13 protein-coding genes and 1 pseudogene are annotated in these 17,011 nt (G+C 40.0%); 3 read left to right on the top strand and 11 right to left on the bottom strand.

Annotated features, from left to right (window positions below):
- Window positions 1–205: 205 nt before the first annotated feature.
- The 7 genes and pseudogenes from LC608_RS05850 to LC608_RS05820 all read right to left on the bottom strand — a co-directional run.
- The gene (locus tag LC608_RS05850; protein WP_229552639.1) at window positions 206–1,408 is read right to left on the bottom strand and encodes an FtsW/RodA/SpoVE family cell cycle protein; all 1,203 of its coding nucleotides are present in this window, start codon (window positions 1,406–1,408) and stop codon (window positions 206–208) included.
- A 414-nt stretch (window positions 1,409–1,822) separates the two neighbouring features.
- A complete protein-coding gene (locus LC608_RS05845; RefSeq protein WP_229552638.1) occupies window positions 1,823–3,304 on the bottom strand; it encodes a sensor histidine kinase in 1,482 nt (493 codons plus the stop codon).
- A gap of 7 nt (window positions 3,305–3,311) precedes the next feature.
- Window positions 3,312–3,863 (bottom strand): heme NO-binding domain-containing protein, encoded by a 552-nt coding sequence (locus LC608_RS05840; RefSeq protein ID WP_229552637.1) that lies wholly within the window; start codon window positions 3,861–3,863, stop codon window positions 3,312–3,314.
- Window positions 3,864–4,185: 322 nt separating this feature from the next.
- Entirely contained in the window at window positions 4,186–4,392 is a 207-nt protein-coding gene (locus LC608_RS05835) for a phycobilisome linker polypeptide (RefSeq protein ID WP_190729938.1), read from the bottom strand.
- Between the two features lie 223 nt (window positions 4,393–4,615).
- Window positions 4,616–5,104, bottom strand: a complete 489-nt coding sequence (gene apcB, locus LC608_RS05830) for an allophycocyanin subunit beta (RefSeq protein ID WP_100899351.1) — start codon at window positions 5,102–5,104, stop codon at window positions 4,616–4,618.
- A gap of 65 nt (window positions 5,105–5,169) precedes the next feature.
- Window positions 5,170–5,655, bottom strand: coding sequence for an allophycocyanin subunit alpha (apcA, locus tag LC608_RS05825; RefSeq protein ID WP_100899350.1), 486 nt, complete (start codon window positions 5,653–5,655; stop codon window positions 5,170–5,172).
- Window positions 5,656–6,025: 370 nt separating this feature from the next.
- A pseudogene (locus LC608_RS05820) lies at window positions 6,026–9,323 on the bottom strand (phycobilisome rod-core linker polypeptide); the annotation flags it as partial.
- A gap of 537 nt (window positions 9,324–9,860) precedes the next feature.
- On the opposite strand from LC608_RS05820, the gene LC608_RS05815 reads away from it, so the two are divergent.
- Together LC608_RS05815 and LC608_RS05810 are read left to right on the top strand one after the other, a co-directional pair.
- Window positions 9,861–10,391, top strand: coding sequence for a hypothetical protein (locus tag LC608_RS05815; RefSeq protein ID WP_229552636.1), 531 nt, complete (start codon window positions 9,861–9,863; stop codon window positions 10,389–10,391).
- 28 nt (window positions 10,392–10,419) lie between these two features.
- A complete protein-coding gene (locus LC608_RS05810; RefSeq protein ID WP_229552635.1) occupies window positions 10,420–11,070 on the top strand; it encodes a YdcF family protein in 651 nt (216 codons plus the stop codon).
- A 16-nt stretch (window positions 11,071–11,086) separates the two neighbouring features.
- Here LC608_RS05810 and LC608_RS05805 read toward each other — a convergent pair whose 3' ends face one another.
- Window positions 11,087–12,070: an NAD-dependent epimerase gene (locus tag LC608_RS05805; protein WP_229552634.1), complete on the bottom strand. Its 984-nt coding sequence runs from the start codon at window positions 12,068–12,070 to the stop codon at window positions 11,087–11,089.
- Window positions 12,071–12,212: 142 nt separating this feature from the next.
- Here LC608_RS05805 and LC608_RS05800 point away from each other — a divergent pair, with 142 nt between their 5' ends.
- Window positions 12,213–13,340, top strand: coding sequence for a glycoside hydrolase family 2 TIM barrel-domain containing protein (locus tag LC608_RS05800; RefSeq protein WP_229552633.1), 1,128 nt, complete (start codon window positions 12,213–12,215; stop codon window positions 13,338–13,340).
- A gap of 112 nt (window positions 13,341–13,452) precedes the next feature.
- Here the strand turns inward: LC608_RS05800 and LC608_RS05795 are convergent, their stop codons facing one another.
- The 3 genes from LC608_RS05795 to LC608_RS05785 all read right to left on the bottom strand — a co-directional run bounded on the left by LC608_RS05795 (window position 13,453) and on the right by LC608_RS05785 (window position 17,003).
- Window positions 13,453–14,856 carry a hypothetical protein gene (locus LC608_RS05795; protein WP_229552632.1) on the bottom strand — a complete coding sequence of 468 codons (1,404 nt, stop codon included), beginning with the start codon at window positions 14,854–14,856 and terminating at the stop codon, window positions 13,453–13,455.
- Window positions 14,857–14,963: 107 nt separating this feature from the next.
- Complete coding sequence (locus tag LC608_RS05790) at window positions 14,964–15,827, bottom strand: glycosyltransferase (RefSeq protein ID WP_229552631.1); 864 nt, start codon at window positions 15,825–15,827, stop codon at window positions 14,964–14,966.
- Window positions 15,828–15,875: 48 nt separating this feature from the next.
- Window positions 15,876–17,003 carry a glycosyltransferase family 4 protein gene (locus LC608_RS05785; protein WP_229552630.1) on the bottom strand — a complete coding sequence of 376 codons (1,128 nt, stop codon included), beginning with the start codon at window positions 17,001–17,003 and terminating at the stop codon, window positions 15,876–15,878.
- Window positions 17,004–17,011: the final 8 nt, after the last annotated feature.

The following is a 17,011-nucleotide window of genomic DNA, read 5'->3' as shown; positions in this document are numbered from 1 at the left end:
TGATATAACTTGTGTAGATATCAAGTCTTTAAATTGCTCGAATCAATGGTCATATTTCCTAATTGTATCAAGATATATTCTTGCGTTTTTTAGCCTTCATATCGGTCAAGGTATGAAGTATGTAACTGGTAAACTTTGACACAACTCATAACTGTTTTAGGTCTTCTATAATCTATTTAATTCCTGCAACGCCGTTTTGGTTAGCTTAATTTCTATTTTTATGAAAACCCCGGCGTCTGCGGCCATTTTCCAACAAGGGTTTTTGCAACGATACTACCTCAGCTTCGCTACTCTCACGTGCTACCCGAATCAGCAACCCAGCAGCTATTAAGCTAGCAATCATGGAATTACCACCATAACTAAACATGGGGAAAGGTAAGCCAGTAGTCGGTAGAGAACCTGTAGCAACACCAATATGAAGCAATGATTGTCCTACCATCAAAATCGTCACGCCGATCGCCACCAATCGATGTACTGTGTTTTTAGCCTTCAGCGCCACGATTAATCCAAGAGTGGCGAATGTAGCTAAAAGTGCCAACAATACCATACTCCCAACAAAGCCAAACTCTTCAGCGAACACCGCAAAAATAAAATCAGTATCCTGAATGGGTAAATAAAACAGCTTTTGTTGAGAAAGCCCAAATCCAGCTCCCCAAGTTTTACCAGAACCCACAGCTAGTAAGCTTTGCACCAACTGGTAGCCATCTCCTGTGGCATCCGCCCAAGGATTGAGGAATGACATCACCCGCTTACGCTGATACTCTTTGATGCTAATACTAAGTAGTGCCAACATCACTCCGCCAATTGCTGTTCCTCCCAGGTACTTGTAAGGTAAACCAGCTGCTAAAGCAATTAGCCAAATAGTCATACCGCAAAGTGCTGTTGTACTCAAGTTAGGTTGAGCAAGAATTCCTAAAAGTACTAGACCGAAAATACCCAACCAAGCCAAGCGAACCCGCCAACTGATTCGTTCCCACTGACCAAAAAGCCGCGCACTTTGCAGCACCAAAAAAGGTTTAATTAATTCTGAGGGTTGAATCGGAATGGGTCCGATCGCAATCCAACGCGCTGCGTCAAAAGCCTTTTTTCCCAATCCTGGGATCAGTGTAATGAAAATTAACGTCAAAAACAGTAATAAAAACCAATGGGATACTCCCAAAATTTTCTGCAATGGCAAATTAACAATAATATTGAATCCGATTAAGGAAACTAAGACCCAAAGCAGTTGACGCTTAAAGTAGTACAACCCATCATCATGATTGCCATCAGCGACAGGATAGGATGCTGAAAATAGCATGATCAAGCCGACGAACAGCCAAATCAACGTTAACCAGCGCAACAGCCGCGCTTCTAATGCCCAGTTGGAGACTGAAATATCAAAAATTGGAATCAGGCGGCGTAGATTCACGAGCAGTACAGGTAAAAAGTTAGAAATTAGGAGTTAACAGTAAAAGTCATAAGAGCTGATTCGTAAAGAAAATCTTAAAAGTACTCAACTCATTACTAGGTCTGAGTTTCAGCTAATCAGTACTTTATTGAATTAAATTCCTGAAATCCTTACGAGACGAGTACTTTCCTTGAGTTTACAAATTAGCTCTAAATCATAATTTATAACTCATAAGTAAGCTTTACAACCATAAATCTTAAAATAGTAAACTTCAATACACCGCTCGATCAATTTTTGCGATCGCTGCATTTAAAATTAAAAAGCACGATTTTATACATCAGATACAGTAATTTAAATGGTAATTTAGAGTTATCCTGAATCTAAAGCTTCTTTAGTTCAGAAGTTCGGAGAGTCAAAATAATAAAGTGGTGAGTTTTACTCCCTCACTGTAAGCATTGCTGAATCCTGATAATTCATAAGACTTAATGATTTAAGGCAATTAACTGCTTCTGTGTCTATAGACAAGGGAATTTCAATCCAAAACTCAGTTCCTTGTCCAGGTTCTGATATACATCTCAGTGTTCCCCTATGTTTTTCAACTACAATTTGATAACTAATTGATAAGCCTAATCCTGTACCCTTGCCTACAGGCTTAGTTGTAAAAAATGGGTCAAATAATCGTTCCTTAACTACTTCTGTCATTCCTGACCCATTATCAGCAATTCGGATAACACACTTCGTTTCGATGATTTGCGTAGTAATTGTAATTTTATTAGGATTAGCGTGAATATCTGCGATCGTTCGTTTATCGTTATAGTTTTCGAGCGCATCGATGGCATTACTGATAATATTCATGAATACTTGATTGAGTTGGCCAGCGTAGCAATCGACTAAAGGCAAGTTTCCATAATTTTTGACCACTTTGATCCCAGGATGATCAATGTTATTCTTAAACCGATTCTGTAAAATCAGCAAAGTACTATCCAGTCCCTGGTGAATATCAACAGTTTTCTTCTCCGCTTCATCAAGACGAGAGAAATTCCGAAGAGACAAGACAATTTCAGAGATCCTTTCAGCTCCTACTTGCATCGAACTTAGGATTTTGGGTAAATCATTTAGTAAAAAGTCTAACTCAATTTCCTCAGTATATTCTTGAATTTCTAATACAGGATTAGCATAAAACTGCTGGTAAAGATGCACAAGTTTTAACAGAGACTGTGTATAAACTTTTGCATATTTTAAATTCCCGTAAATAAAGTTAACCGGGTTGTTAATTTCGTGAGCAATTCCAGCAACTAACTGTCCCAAACTAGACATTTTCTCAGCCTGAACTAGTTGGGCTTGAGTTTGCTGTAGCTCCTGGAGAGATTTTTCCAATTTTTTAGCCTGAGCCTCAGCAATTGCCGTTAGATTCTCCTTGATTTGCAATGCACTCCGTAGTTCTGCCCTTTGCTGTTTAAGTTCGCTTGTTAAGTTTCTAGCATCAGCCAAAGCGGTGTTCTGGGCTTGCAGCAGAAATAGGAAATCAACAATCGGGTCGTGAATCGCAAAGTCTTTGAGTTTAAGACCCAGAGGAGCCAGACTAATTGTATCTGTAATCCAGGGAGAACCTAGAAAAAATATAACTTCCTGCTCTGGTTGATACATCATCTGACCCTTGAGCTGCATTCCATTGTGGAGAAACTCTAAAATAAACAGTGCACGAGACTGTTTACTAATAGCATCAAAATCAACCAAAATTTTTGGACGATTTATTTGGAAATGCTGCTCAATCAATTTACCAACTAGTGGTTCAGGACTAATGCGCCCTAAGACATCACCAGCTTGTACAATTTCTCGATTACGGCTAAAGGCAAAGTGGAAGGGAAAAGCTTTCGCCAGAAGCTCTGACGAAAGCGTAAGGTGAGGAGAAGCCATGCTACACTCAATTTGGTTTATAAATCACTAAAAATTCATCATGTTCAGCACCCTCATCCCGATTCTGGGTTTGAGTAATATCAACTTCTGTATCAAACCTGTTTCCCAATCCCTGAACTAGTCCAAGAATCATTGGCGTTAGCCCTTCTCTGTCAGAGCGATAATGTAAGCTCAAAGAATTTTCTTTCATATCAGTACACTCAAATGATGGGGGCTGGAGGTTGGGAAAGCTAACTCCCACACGAGCATGAAGATTATCAAGGTTTTCTAAAAATTCAGGTAGTGTATCTCCACTCATATCCATCATTTCGCCGTAGCCTTCTTGGGCTGTGTAATGAACCCAGAATTCTCCAAAAGCTTGCATAATTTGTTGGGTAGATAAACTCAGAACGACACTAGCAGCTTTGATGAGCTTGTGGGTGATGTCATCGGGATAGCCTTCCATATTGAGAAAAACATCTATGTCCACCTCTGCTTTGTGCTTAATTTCTTTCCAAGTCTCTTCGCCAAAGCGACTGCATACCATGTCTTGAATTGCTTTATTTACTAATCCGTACATGGAAGGCTCCTCATGACTGTACCTAATTTTGCTTTGTGAATTTTAGTGAAACTTGACAACTGATTCCCTAAAGGGTTATTTAAATCACAAGATTTTCTGTAGTTAAACCTTCAAATGTTTTATTACAGCTTTAAAAGCCCAAAAAATTGGGAAAACTGTTCGCATTTTAATACTAAAAATACTCATTATTACAACCGTATTTTCACTTATTCGTTTTCCCCAGTATTTTGCTACTTTAATTTTCAAAAATACAAGCAGCAAAAAAAAGAGGTCTTTACTGACCTCTTACCAATTCTCTAAAATAATGTTTTATCTACAGTAATTACGACAAGCCAGCATTAGTACCTTGCTTACCAGTTGCCAGTTCTACCTTGATGATTGTGCCGCCTGCTTTTTGAATGCGTTGCTGTTCGCGGAACCAGTTCTCATAAGGAACTAGCTTAGTAAAATAAGTATTTTGGAGTTCGCGTTGGGTACGAATTCTGGTTTGACTGGGAACTAGAGCAGTAATTTTAAACAAACGGGACATGTTTTGAAAATCTCCTGTAAACTTTGTGAAAACTTTTTTTATCTCAAAATGTTGAGTGCAAATCTTTTAATTATTCAAAGGCTGGAAATCAAACATCAATACTAGACCACTAACACTCATCAGTGATAATTTACCAAGATAAGCAATATAACGTTCTAGCACTCACGGCTGATTTCCAGACCTTAATAAAGTCGCACCTAAATTCTTAAGCGCAAACTAATTCTTAGCTTAAGCCAGAAGAGATATAGTCTAAGTAAACACCCATTTCCTTACCAGCATCAGAACCAACCAAACTAGCGGTTACTTCCTTGATTGCTTGGATAGCTTGCACGGTAGCACCAACGGGAACTCCTAAAGAGTTGTAGGTTTCCTTCAAGCCATTTAATACACGCTCATCCAAAATGGAAGGATCGCCAGCTAACATAGCGTAGGTGGCATAGCGGAGGTAGTAGTCCAAATCACGGATGCAAGCAGCATAGCGGCGGGTGGTATACATGTTGCCGCCGGGACGGGTGATGTCAGAGTATAGCAAAGATTTTGCTACAGCTTCTTTAACGATCGCAGCAGCGTTAGCGCTGATGGTGCTAGCAGCACGTACTCGCAGTTCGCCAGTGGCGAAGTAGCCTTTTAGCTTTTGTAAAGCAGAAGAGTCTAAGTATTTACCTTGAACGTCTGCGGAGTTAATTACAGCGGTAATTGCGTCTTGAGCCATGTTGTTAATTCCTTATTTCCAACCGTATTGCAATACTTCTGTTTCGGCAGAGAAACAGCATCACCTTATAGCAGGGCACCAACTAAGTAGTCGAAGTAACTACCAGCTTCAGCAGCATCATCACCAGACATCAATGTAGTAGCTACATTCTTCAGTCCACGAATACCCTCAGCAACACCATCGATAGGAGTTCCTAAAGACTTGTACATTTCACGGACACCGATAACACCAATTTCTTCGATGGGGGTAACATCACCAGCAACGATACCGTAGGTAACGAGGCGGAGGTAATAATCTAGGTCACGCAGACAAGTAGCAGTCAATTCTTGACCGTAAGCGTTACCACCAGGAGACACAACATCAGGACGCTTTTGGAACAGTTGATCGCCAGCTTGCTTAACCAAACGTTCGCGATTTTCTGTCAAAACTTGAGCAATCCGCACACGGCGCTCACCACTAGCAACAAAGGATTTGATCCGATCCAATTCACCAGGGCTGAGGTAGCGAGCTTCTGCATCAGCATTCACGATAGCTTTCGTGACGATACTCATTAATGGATTCCTCCAAATACGAATGAAAGCAGGATTTGATTAAACTAGTGCGACTTAAATTCGGTTCACTGAGTTTCTTTTCTCGTTCTTTTAGATACAACAGTTTAATAACTGTTACGGCTAATAAATTACGAGTTTTTTTGAGTCAACACAAGTAAACAAGCTTTGAAACTCAGTTACCTTCCGCAAAACATTTTCCGGCATTCTGTTGAGCATTTATTACTGCTCTTAACACTTTGTAATATTGTCTTTCAGAATCTCGGGTTTTAGCCCTAATCTGAGAGCAATATTACGAAAGGTTACAAAGGGGGCAGGGGGAAGGGAGCAGAGGGCAGTTAATAATCTGTACCCTATTCCCTATTCCCTATTCAGCCACTTGTACACTACCGGGGTATTTACCTACTGGATAGGAAGCGGTTGTAAGGTACAACATCTTCACCGAAGTAGCGGCTATATTCTGGGCTATCGATTATTGCTTCTACAGCAGCCGACAAACCACCATCAACTAGCAGATTGTTATACTGGCGAATTTCTTCCTGATCTGCGGGTGTACGCCCCAATAGGTGACGCAAGAGGAACTCAACCACCTTGGCATGAGGATAAGGTGATAAAAAGCGCTGGCGATAGATTTCGGAACTAGCTAGTTGACGCACAAACTCCCGGACGGAAATTTCACCATTTTGGAGTTTGCCCTCTAGGTCACTACGGCGGAAATTATCAGGCACTTCACCGCTAAATACATCCAACACTTGACGGTAAATGGCGTTGATTGCCTGTTGTCTTTCGTCTTGGTTTGTGGTTTCAGTTAGACGGTAAATGCGTGCATGTTTACGCACAGCCACTTCCACAGGTTGTCCGCTACCATCGTTGTAAGAACGACCCAGTTCAGCAAATGAGGGCTTACCATTTGTTTGCGCTGCTATATCTGCGATCGCCTGCACCAAAAGCGGAGTATCGTTGCTAACTCCTACACGCGGTTGCACTGGCTTAAAGCTCGGTACAACTACGTCATCGTTTTGCTTGGTAAGCTGGTTGTACAGTTTCTCCGTATTCGGGAAGTTTGCCGCAGGTAGGGTCGGGAAGCGACGGTAAGGCACCGTATCTTCACCAAATACCTGGTTATATTCCACACTATTTACCAAAGCAGCAATAAAGGCACGAATACCTTGAGTAGCCAAAATCTGGTTATACTTGCGGATTTCTGCCTGGTCTAGTGGCGCACGTCCCAAGAAATGTTTGGTTCCCAACTCAATCACCTTGGTGTTGGGGTAAGGTGTGTAGAACTCTTTCAGGTAGAGGTTAGAATAACCCAAACCTTCAATAAATTCCTTCACACTAATTTCGCCATTCCCCAGCTTGCTTTCCCATTTTGTAAATTCGTTTTTGGCGATGTAGGGTGCAACATCCCGCTCAAAAATTTGACGATACGCAGCACTGATCAAAGTTTGCACTGCAACTTTGTCACTGATATTCGCCACCAGCTTGAAGATTTTGGTTTGTTCCCGTTGGTTGCTGACACCTTGGTTAATGCGGAACTGAATATCTGGCTCTGACCGTTGTTCTGTGACTCTACCCAATGTTACAAAGGTCGGCGTTACTTCCTTCTGAACTTTCGCCGCAACATCTTCACGAATGCTACCAACGCGCAATTGCCGCCCTGATACTCCACCAGGAGTCAAATACCGTTCGTAAGGAATTGTATCTTCACCAAATGCTTCAGTGTATTCTACGCTGTCAATAATGGCATCAACGATGGCGTAAAAGCCCTGTTTAGAAGCGATGTCAAAGTACTTGTTGATTTCTTGACGACCATAAGTCGGACGACCCAACAAGCGGCGGTGAATATACTCGATCGCTTTACAAACATAGAGCGATGTCCAGTACAGATTACGGAATACATCCGACTTAGCCAAAGCACGGATAAACTCCCGTACAGAGATGTCGCCGTTTTCCAGCTTGATTTCCAATACTTTCGGACGCTGACCTTCGTAAAGATCGCGACCGAAAACTTGCAGGTAAGCAGCTTTAATCACTGCTTGCGTAGAGCTTTCGGAGAATTTGACACTAGAATTTTTGGCAGCCTTTTTACCTCTAGTACCAGGCAGTTGATCTAACTTGAACACCTTAGGCCCAAGAGTACCAGGAGCTTCACCCCGCGCTCTGGGATTACTATTTTGGTTATTAATCCCTGCCCCTTGGTGAATCAGGATGCGTTTGGTATCCTTGCCAAAAGGAGCCGGACTGGTGCTGGGGTTGCGAGTTTCTTTCGGGAAAATCGCCCCAAACTGAATTTCCAAGGGGTCATTTCCAGAACCATAGGGATGTTGGTCTGGTAGTGGTTGTTCGTAAGCAGCAAATGTGGTGAGGAACTGAGGTATCTTGCGGAAAGGCGCACTGTAGTTAAACAGGTCTTGCTGCGGTCCCCAGTTACGACATTCTTGTGCCTCTTGACCCAGACCCCGGAGGTAAGGTACTGTTTCTTCGCCAAAATAGTCGCTGTATTCAGCAGAATCTACTAAGGCATCTACTAAGGCTGGCAGACCACCGTTAGAAACAATCGAGAAGTATTTTTGTACTTCTTCGCGGCTACTTGGACCCCGTCCCAAAATGTGACGGAAAGCTAGTTCAATGACTCGGCTGTTAATAAAAGGCTGGTAAAACTGTTTTTGGTAAAGGGGAGATTTAGCTAGACGACGGACAAACTCCTTCATGGAGATGTCGCCATTTTTCACCTTGGATTCTAGGTCAGATATGGACAAGTTATAAGCACGGGTAATATCGCGCTCAAAAATTTGCCGATATGCAGCCTTGATTACCTCATTTTTTTCGCTACTTGACAACCCAGTTTTCATCACAAACTTGGGACGCCGTTCTGCCGCATTAAAGTAAATTTGCGGCAGTTCCAACCCTTGCTGGTCGCTAGAGGGGCGTTGGCGGACTTTATTTGAAGGTGTGGCTGCTTTGAATTCTGTTAGCAAAACATCCATGTACTGAGACACAATTTCTGTAGCCTCAGGATCTTTGCGGAAAAAGGAAAGTGACCCGGCTTTGATTTCTTGCAAAGCTACCAGCGTTGCTTCACCAGAGCAGGCATTTTCAATTATTTCCCGCAAACCCCGTGTGTTCACCGCTATGATGTTGGGGTCGCCAGCAACAATCGCATAAGTAGCGTAGCGCAAGAACCAGGATAAATCCCGCAAGCTCTTGGCCATGTTGCTTGGGCCATATCGAGCAATGTTAATTGGTCTGAAACCCGGAGGTGTCGGACCACTGGGGGATGAGTTAAATATTGAGCGTAAATTTTCTAGGAACCCACCACGACTTTCAACGTAGGTTACAGTTCCCAGTTGCATCCCTTGCTGAACATTAGCACCAGCACTAACAGGTACTATTTCTATTTCTCTAGGCTTTTCTAAAAAAGCCATTGGCGAACCACCGACAAAAATCCGGTTGGCAGCGCGAGATACAATAATCTCGGCATTATCCGTTAGCGTCTGAGAAATTTCTAGACGCTTTGCACCAGATGCAAAATAGCTTGCCAGTTCATCTAATTCACCATTTCCCAAAAAGCGGTCTTGCTGCTCGGCTTGGGTAATTGTCGCTACAGCTAGGGTTTGATATAGTTGCGGACGCGCAACTGAGCTTCCACCACTTGCCTTAACACTCATCGGATTTGTAAAACTCCCATCATAATCATTTATGTGTTAAGTCTGGGTCGCTTTGAGGCTTGACACATCGGTGCGTCTGTGCTTTATCAGCTTGAGAGTAGTGCCTGCAAAACTGCCAGTAAATTAACCCGGTTAGCTTTTAGATTAGAACGTTTTGCGTTCTCAAAGCTGGTTTATTAAGAACTGTGTAGAACCGTAGCTTAGATACATCCAGTCTTAAGAGTACATACTCTTGTTTGGCTGAGACAAAATCTAAGTTTTGTAACCAGGTAATAGGTTAGCTATGGTCTACTGATGCCGCGAACCTCTACTTTGAAGTTTGTGGCTGTGTCTACCCTATGATTATTACAACTTATACAAAATTTTAGTTGAAATCAAATTGCCTACGGTAATGTCGGTGGACAGTAGCCATTAGCCGATGTTAAGTTGTTTTTGCTACTGACAGCTAAATATTCATAAATAACGCTAACGGGAAATAATTCTTAAATTCCGTTGAATTAAGCTTTAGCTATCAACATTTTATATAGGGAAAATACTATGAGCAAAAGTTGTAAATTTAACTATTTATTCAATGCTACACTGTCTGCGATCGCAGTTATTTTGGCTGTGACTCCGGCAAATGCGCTTCCAGAACAAAACATCAGCACCGTTGTGAAGTGGGCAAAGACCAGACCTCAACTACCAACCCTGAGATACAACAGCGAAGCCCACGGCTACGAGGGTACAAAGGGAAAATTATACTTTTATGCTGATGTCACTTCTCAAAATGGGACAGTGACTAAAGAAGGCATAACCGTTAGTGGTGATAAACGCCTCAAATTCACCACAAAAAATGCCAATGCGGTGAAATTGTTACAAAATATTTATAATTCTAATATTGCTAATGATTTCCAGAAGTCCCGATATATCAGCAAAGTTGGACGTGACCAGTATTATCGCGGACAAAAGTTTGCTTACATCGCTGCTGAGGTGCAGGGTGGGTCAGCATTGCAGATAATTCCCTTGAATAAGTTGCAGGGATTTATAGATAATGCCAAATATTGTCAAACTAATCAATGCGACATTTAATTAACCCTGTTTTTAAATTTGACATTTTATGCCGAAGGGGCGACGTAAATTTCTCAGCTTGATTCCTGGTTTCGTAGTAGGTAGCAGTAGCAGCATACTTTTGAGTTTCAATACCCAAAAAATATTGGTAATGATCGTTTTTGCGATCGCCTTTTTCTTCGCTAATATTATTCCTGTAAGAATAGCTGTTGCACTCCATCAAGCCCCAATACCCCAGGCTATTTTAGTCTTAGGGGGTGCTTCCGAAAGAATGGAGTTTGCTGCCCGATTTTGGCAATCTCACACTAATGTAGATATTTGGGTTTCTGATTATGCTTGGAATCTAGATGTTAATCGCCGTATTTTCCAACAATTTGACGTTCCAAATCAGCGGTTACACTTAGATGCTAGAGCAACCGATACTGTGACTAATTTTACAACTTTGGTAGAAAATTTTGTCAGGCAGAAGTTACAGCATATTTATCTAATTACATCCAATTATCACATGACAAGGGCAAGAGCGATCGCCGCGATCGTTCTCGGTAGTCACGGGGTTGCAGTTACACCTGTGGAGGTTCCTTCGCAAGCAGACAAGTCAGAAACCTTGGTGCGGGTGTTGCGAGATTGTGGGCGATCAATTTTGTGGGTTGTGACTGGGAAAACCGGAGCTAGTTTTAATCCGCGTCTTGAAAAGCTATGATTTTGTCTACCAAGCACTAAATGCCATAGTAAGATTTGAACCACGATGTAAATTTATCTAATCCTACTTCAATTGGTGTACTCGGTCTGAACCCGACATCTCGAACGAGATCATCAACATCGGCATATGTGATTGGAACGTCACCCGGCTGCATTGGCAAAAAGTTTTTCTGTGCTTTTTTACCCAAATGACTTTCTAGCACTTCAATAAAGTGTAGTAGTTCTACGGGTTGATTGTTGCCGATGTTATAGATTTTGTAAGGAGGAATCCTCGCATCTAAATCTGGTGTAGGGATTTTATCAATAACTCTCACCACACCTTCAATAATATCGTCGATGTAAGTAAAGTCTCGTTGCATCTTGCCATAATTGAACACGTTAATTGGTTCACCTGCCAAGATGGATTTTGTAAAGGAATAGTAAGCCATATCAGGACGGCCCCAAGGTCCATACACCGTAAAAAAGCGTAGTCCTGTAGCTGGAAGGCAATACAGATGACTATAGGTGTATGCCATCAGTTCATTAGCTTTTTTTGTGGCGGCATAGAGGCTGATGGGGCGATCAACATTGTCGTTTACAGAAAAGGGGATCTTGGTATTGGCTCCGTATACGGAACTTGAAGAAGCAAATACTAAATGTTTGACTTGGAAATGACGGCAACCTTCCAAAATATTAATGAAACCGCTTAGATTGCTGTCTGTGTAAGCATGGGGATTTTTAATGGAGTAGCGCACACCTGCTTGAGCAGCTAGGTTGACTACAATATCAAACTGATGATCTCTAAATAATTTAGCTATGCCTTCTCGATCTGCTAAATTTAATTTATAAAAGCTAAAGTTCTCATTTTCCTGTAGTTGCTGAAGCCGATCGCATTTTAGTTTAACATCATAATAGTCGTTTAAGTTATCTAAGCCGATAACTTTATCGCCTTGAGATAGCAGTTTTTGGCAGAGGTAAAAACCAATGAAACCGGCTACACCTGTAATCAGAATAGAACTCATAATCTTATCTTTTTTTTTAACTTTGTCTGCTAGTACGCGATTGTAGATTGCTTCGATTCAGGGTTATAATATCATCAATCGCTACTTCTGAGAATGAAATAGCCTGATTTCATTGCTTGTAATTTTATTTTGATATTGTTAGATGATAAATCGGCGTAAACTTATAAGTTTAATTACTGGTTTTGCGGCAGCTACTACTAGTCCTATACTGTTTAGTTTGGCTCAAAAACAATATTCAACCCCTACTCGTAAACGAAATTTACCCTTCTTATTAGGCTGGTATGACAATATTAACAATATTAATGTACCAATCAAAGTATCTTCTAGAGGAATTGACTTATTAATGCCCTATGTTCAAAAAGAGAGCAAGGCAAAAATCCAGGCATTTTTGGATGCTTCTAAAAAAGCAGGAGTAAAGGTTCTGGTTGAGATTTCTCGTCCTTTAATAGAATCAGAAAATATCTCAGGAGTGAAAGACTTTATTCGTACTTATAAAAATCATCCCTCCGTCTATGGTTGGTATCTTTATGATGAACCAGAGATAAAAAAACCTACGCCACTTTCTCCAAATTTGTTAAAAGAGGTATACAAAGCTATTAAAAAAGAAGATAAATCAAAGCCAGTGGCGTTAGTTTTTGGCGACATAAAAAAAATTGAACCCTACACCGATGCAATGGATATACTGATGTGGGATCGTTATCCTTGCGAAGAGGGAGTTACAGAATTCCAATGGGTATCATCTTACCGACAAGCACTCTATAAAGTTATTTCTCTAGCTAATGTAAAAAATAAAAAGTTTTGGAACGTAGTACAAGCTTATAGCGAAAAGCAGTCCAAAAAACGATTACCAACAAAGCTAGAATTTCGCTATATGTTTTATTTATCAGTCCTTACAGGGGCTGATGGGCTGCTATTTTGGATACACTACCTTTCTTCAAGTTCCTGGAATGAGTCAGTTTTGTATCCTACTATTCAAGAATTCCGAAACTACATTCCTGCAATCGTTAGAGGAGAAGATTTAAGCAATCCAGTACAAGTAAACAACTCAGATATAGAAGTTAAATTATTCCCTATTCCTAATACTAAAAAATATTTAATGATAGCTGTTAATCACAATCACACTCAGATAAATTTCACAGTAAAACTTACTCATAAGTTAGCTGGTAAAATAGTTACTTTTAATAAAAAAACTATTACTAACCTATCCACTGAGGCAAGTTTCAGTACTCTTTTAAATCCTTATGAAGTTCGGCTGTATCAAATAGGATAAGTTTCGGATGAGTTGGTGATCGCGTAACCCATGTAAATGTAGTGTTTGTGCCTCAACCCAAACTACATGGTTTGCAATTTAATTAGTCCTTGCTACTTATTAACCTCTGTTTTTAAACTAGTGCAGTTCCCCTCATAAAATCTGGTTTAGGAATGTCTAATAATTCTAAAATACTTGGAGCTATAGAAAGCAGAGAAACTTTATCCTTATGAATCGAATGCTGACAGCTTGGTTTGCGAATCCATAAAATACCATCGGGATGATGCATACCACTTTTAATATCTTCTATTTGATAGAAAATTTTAAAAAATGGTATTGATTTTTCGCTATTAGCAATACTCAAAATTGCATCGTTTGAGAGTTGGTCAAAAATTCCACAGCCACCAAAAACATCTTTGCCATTGCGCTTTAATCGCATCATCGGACGCTGATTAACTTGTAAAGCTAAGAGTTTTTGTTCAGCCTCAGTTGCATCCTGCTCATTTTCAAAACGAATGTAAAACTCTTCAGCCATTACAGGAGAACAAACATACTTACTATTCACCTCTGCAAATTCTAATACATTTTCAAATTTGCGCGGTCGATATAAGCGTTTTCCTCCAGAATTTTCATAAGTCAAGCAAGGCTGTTGACTTAACGCTGTTGAAAACATTAAAGTCGTATGGCTATCTACTAAAGTTAAAAAACTAGCTATCAACTTATCCATTTGTTGATAGCCCAATAAAATGGCTTTTTCATATTCTAGCTGTTCTTTTTCTGACGGTTTTACTGGAAATTTATCTTGCTCAAAATTCCGCCAGTACATATGTTGAAAATGAGCTGTACTATTAATAAAAAAAGTTGAAAAATGTGGTTTAAACTTTTGATAGTATGAGCGGAATAAATCTAATTGGAGCTTGTCTGCAATAGTTGCACGTTGCCAGCGATACCTTTTTGTGATTTTCTCACGAATCAGTTGTTGGATAATAGCAGCAATGGTATCTAATGAAAGTCCATGACTATTCATAAAGCCCAGAAATCTTAAATAATCTCCACGGCTGAAAGGAGCAGAATCATTTGTGTGTTCTTGAACTTGTTTTTGAACAAATCGAAAGTATGGTAATAATTCAGCAGAATTAGGAGTTACTTTTGTACTCCAAAAATCTGGCATAATATATCCATTTAATGGAGAGTTATAGTTCGCATTCATGCTGCCACAAACCCAAACTTTTAATCCTGCTTCTGAAACAATATCCCAGATACGTTTTGAGTTTAGGTTGTGTCCTTCATCAAGACGAAAAACCTGATGTTCACTGTAAGGAAGACCAGAATGTACTGTCACCCATTGAATCCAAGGTTCTAGAAATGGTGGTTTTTCTTCTGCATCGGTTGTATAAACTTCCGATTGTTCATAGAGTCGCTGGAAGTTAGGTAGCTTTCCTTCTTTAATAAAACGTTCCATTAAAGAAGGGCATAGTTCATTGAATTCTAGCGAAATTACAGAATTCTTTCCTTTCTGATTAGTAGCTGAATGCATCTTTAAATCTCCTAGTTTTAATTTATACAATACTAATTACGAAATACTAGTATTTCCAGATTTTTCTGATGATAATTGCTCGCTATAGCCATGAATATAGTTAATTATCAATATTTTATCTTACTTTCAACTAACAACTCATGATCGTGTTTTTGAGGACTGCTCTGTTTTTTAAGTTTTTTGTATCCCCATACTTGCATCTTATGGGGAAGAACGCGAAATACCAAAGACATTACTTTGAGAATATTTAATTTTGGCGACAGAGTGTTGTATCGATATCGTGCTTTAATTTGTTGTCCTAAAGCCGCAGACCGTCTAGCAATAACGCCTGTATTTCTATAGTAGAGTAAAGGCTCAGATAAATTCGAGATACCAACTCCCAATTTCAACGCTCTTGCCCACAATTCTAAATCACATTCAGAACGAAATTCGATGTTGTAAAGTCCTGTTTTAGCAAAAACACTGCGTCTAAACATCACAGATGGATGTATCAATGGATTTTGATAATGAAACAGTTCATGTATTTCCTTATTACGTACAGGCATGATCCTGATTGAGCAATTTTCGCTTGGAAATTCATCCTCAAATACAAAAGCCCAAGTACCCAAGATATCAATATCTAAGTTACTTTCTAAAAAATCTATTTGTTTACTTAATCGGTCTGGATCTGTAATATCATCAGAGTCCATTCTTGCATAATACTTAGATGAAGAGTTCAATATGGATATATTAAGTGCATGAGCTAAACCCATGTTTTGAGAAATTAAGAGGTGTTTTACCTGAGGATAGTTCGCTGTATATGCGTTAACAGTTTCTTCTAATTTTTTTGGAACTGCACCATCTTGAATTAGGTGAATTTCTTTTGGTATTAGAGTTTGAGATAAAATAGAGTCAATTGCAATGCGAAGATGTGCAATATTACTACCTTTGTAAAACGGAATACCTACAGTAACATCTGCATTTACATTCACGATAATCACCTGCTTTTTCAATAAATTTGGAATTAATTAGTACTGCTCCTAATTATCCATTAATATTTTCTCGTAAAGAGACTGGTAGGCACTTGCCATAGCTTTTGCGCTAAAAGATTGTATTACTGTCTGACGGCATATGTTAGGAGCAAATAAATCACTGGAAAACGATTTCAATAGGCTTGATAATTCCTCAACATTACCTGGTGGAAATAGCTTCCCACAAGAAGGAGATGCTTTTCCAATAATCTCCCGATGAGGAGGAATATCTGAAAGTAACACAGGAAGACCACAGGACATTCCCTCAAGAACCGAATTGGGGAGACCTTCAGACCAAGCAGCAGAAATTAAAGCATCTGCACAACAAAGCCACGGACGCACATCAGATAGCTGACCTTGCAGACGAACGTCCAGTATCGGTGACGCTTTTAGTAAGGCTTGTTTACATGCTTCTTCTAGTGAACCTGTACCTAGAATCACTAGAACGGCATTTTGCAATCTAGCACGACGAAAAGCATCAATAATCAGAAGGGGATCTTTGCGCGGTATCAAAGAACCAACTGTTACAAATACTATTGATGATGGAGTTAATCCCAAGGTTTGTCTTAAAGATGCGCGCTCTTGATTTGAGATGGTTGGGGAAAAACTATCTGTATCTACTCCATTAGAAATAGTTTGAGTTCTAATACGATATTTTGCCAAGTCCTGACTTAAATTAGTCCCACATGCAACAACTTGTGGTAATTGACGTAGCGTACGAACATGACTCCAAGCCATCAGACTACCTTTTACTTTTCCATATAGGGTTGGATAGTCAGCATAAGGAGCATTACGTGCTGTAGTGACTATTGGTAGCTTATCTATCAACCCCAATGCTAGAACATCAGCACGAATACCTTGGGTATGTATTAGTGCTGGTTTTATTTCTTGAATGGCTTTCTGTAAATGACTTTTTCCCCAAAACAAACTAGTTAATCGTGATATTTTAAGGCTTCGCACAGGAATATCTAAGTCTTGAAAATCACTGAGCATAGTTTTTTGTGGCTCTGGAGAAAGAGTTAGGATTTGAGGCTGAAACTGACTTCGGTCAATATGCTTGGTGATATAAAGCAGTTGTTGTGCTGGACCACCACGAGGTAATATAGATACTATGTAGAGAATTATTGGCATTGTCATAAATCTTT

This window comes from Nostoc sp. XA010 (genome assembly GCF_020829625.1).
In the GTDB taxonomy this organism is placed as follows: domain Bacteria; phylum Cyanobacteriota; class Cyanobacteriia; order Cyanobacteriales; family Nostocaceae; genus Nostoc.
The sequence above is the reverse complement of the archived record's forward strand: the minus strand, read 5'-3'. Positions and strand labels throughout refer to the sequence as shown.

Excerpts from the sequence above, each read along its gene's own strand:
- apcB (WP_100899351.1), bottom strand. The coding sequence starts at position 5,104 with ATGGCTCAAGACGCAATTACCGCTGTAATTAACTCCGCAGACGTTCAA.
- LC608_RS05785 (WP_229552630.1), bottom strand. The coding sequence starts at position 17,003 with ATGACAATGCCAATAATTCTCTACATAGTATCTATATTACCTCGTGGT.
- LC608_RS05835 (WP_190729938.1), bottom strand. The coding sequence starts at position 4,392 with ATGTCCCGTTTGTTTAAAATTACTGCTCTAGTTCCCAGTCAAACCAGA.
- LC608_RS05795 (WP_229552632.1), bottom strand. The coding sequence starts at position 14,856 with ATGCATTCAGCTACTAATCAGAAAGGAAAGAATTCTGTAATTTCGCTA.
- LC608_RS05810 (WP_229552635.1), top strand. The coding sequence starts at position 10,420 with ATGCCGAAGGGGCGACGTAAATTTCTCAGCTTGATTCCTGGTTTCGTA.
- LC608_RS05840 (WP_229552637.1), bottom strand. The coding sequence starts at position 3,863 with ATGTACGGATTAGTAAATAAAGCAATTCAAGACATGGTATGCAGTCGC.
- LC608_RS05805 (WP_229552634.1), bottom strand. The coding sequence starts at position 12,070 with ATGAGTTCTATTCTGATTACAGGTGTAGCCGGTTTCATTGGTTTTTAC.
- LC608_RS05800 (WP_229552633.1), top strand. The coding sequence starts at position 12,213 with ATGATAAATCGGCGTAAACTTATAAGTTTAATTACTGGTTTTGCGGCA.
- apcA (WP_100899350.1), bottom strand. The coding sequence starts at position 5,655 with ATGAGTATCGTCACGAAAGCTATCGTGAATGCTGATGCAGAAGCTCGC.
- LC608_RS05845 (WP_229552638.1), bottom strand. The coding sequence starts at position 3,304 with ATGGCTTCTCCTCACCTTACGCTTTCGTCAGAGCTTCTGGCGAAAGCT.
- LC608_RS05815 (WP_229552636.1), top strand. The coding sequence starts at position 9,861 with ATGAGCAAAAGTTGTAAATTTAACTATTTATTCAATGCTACACTGTCT.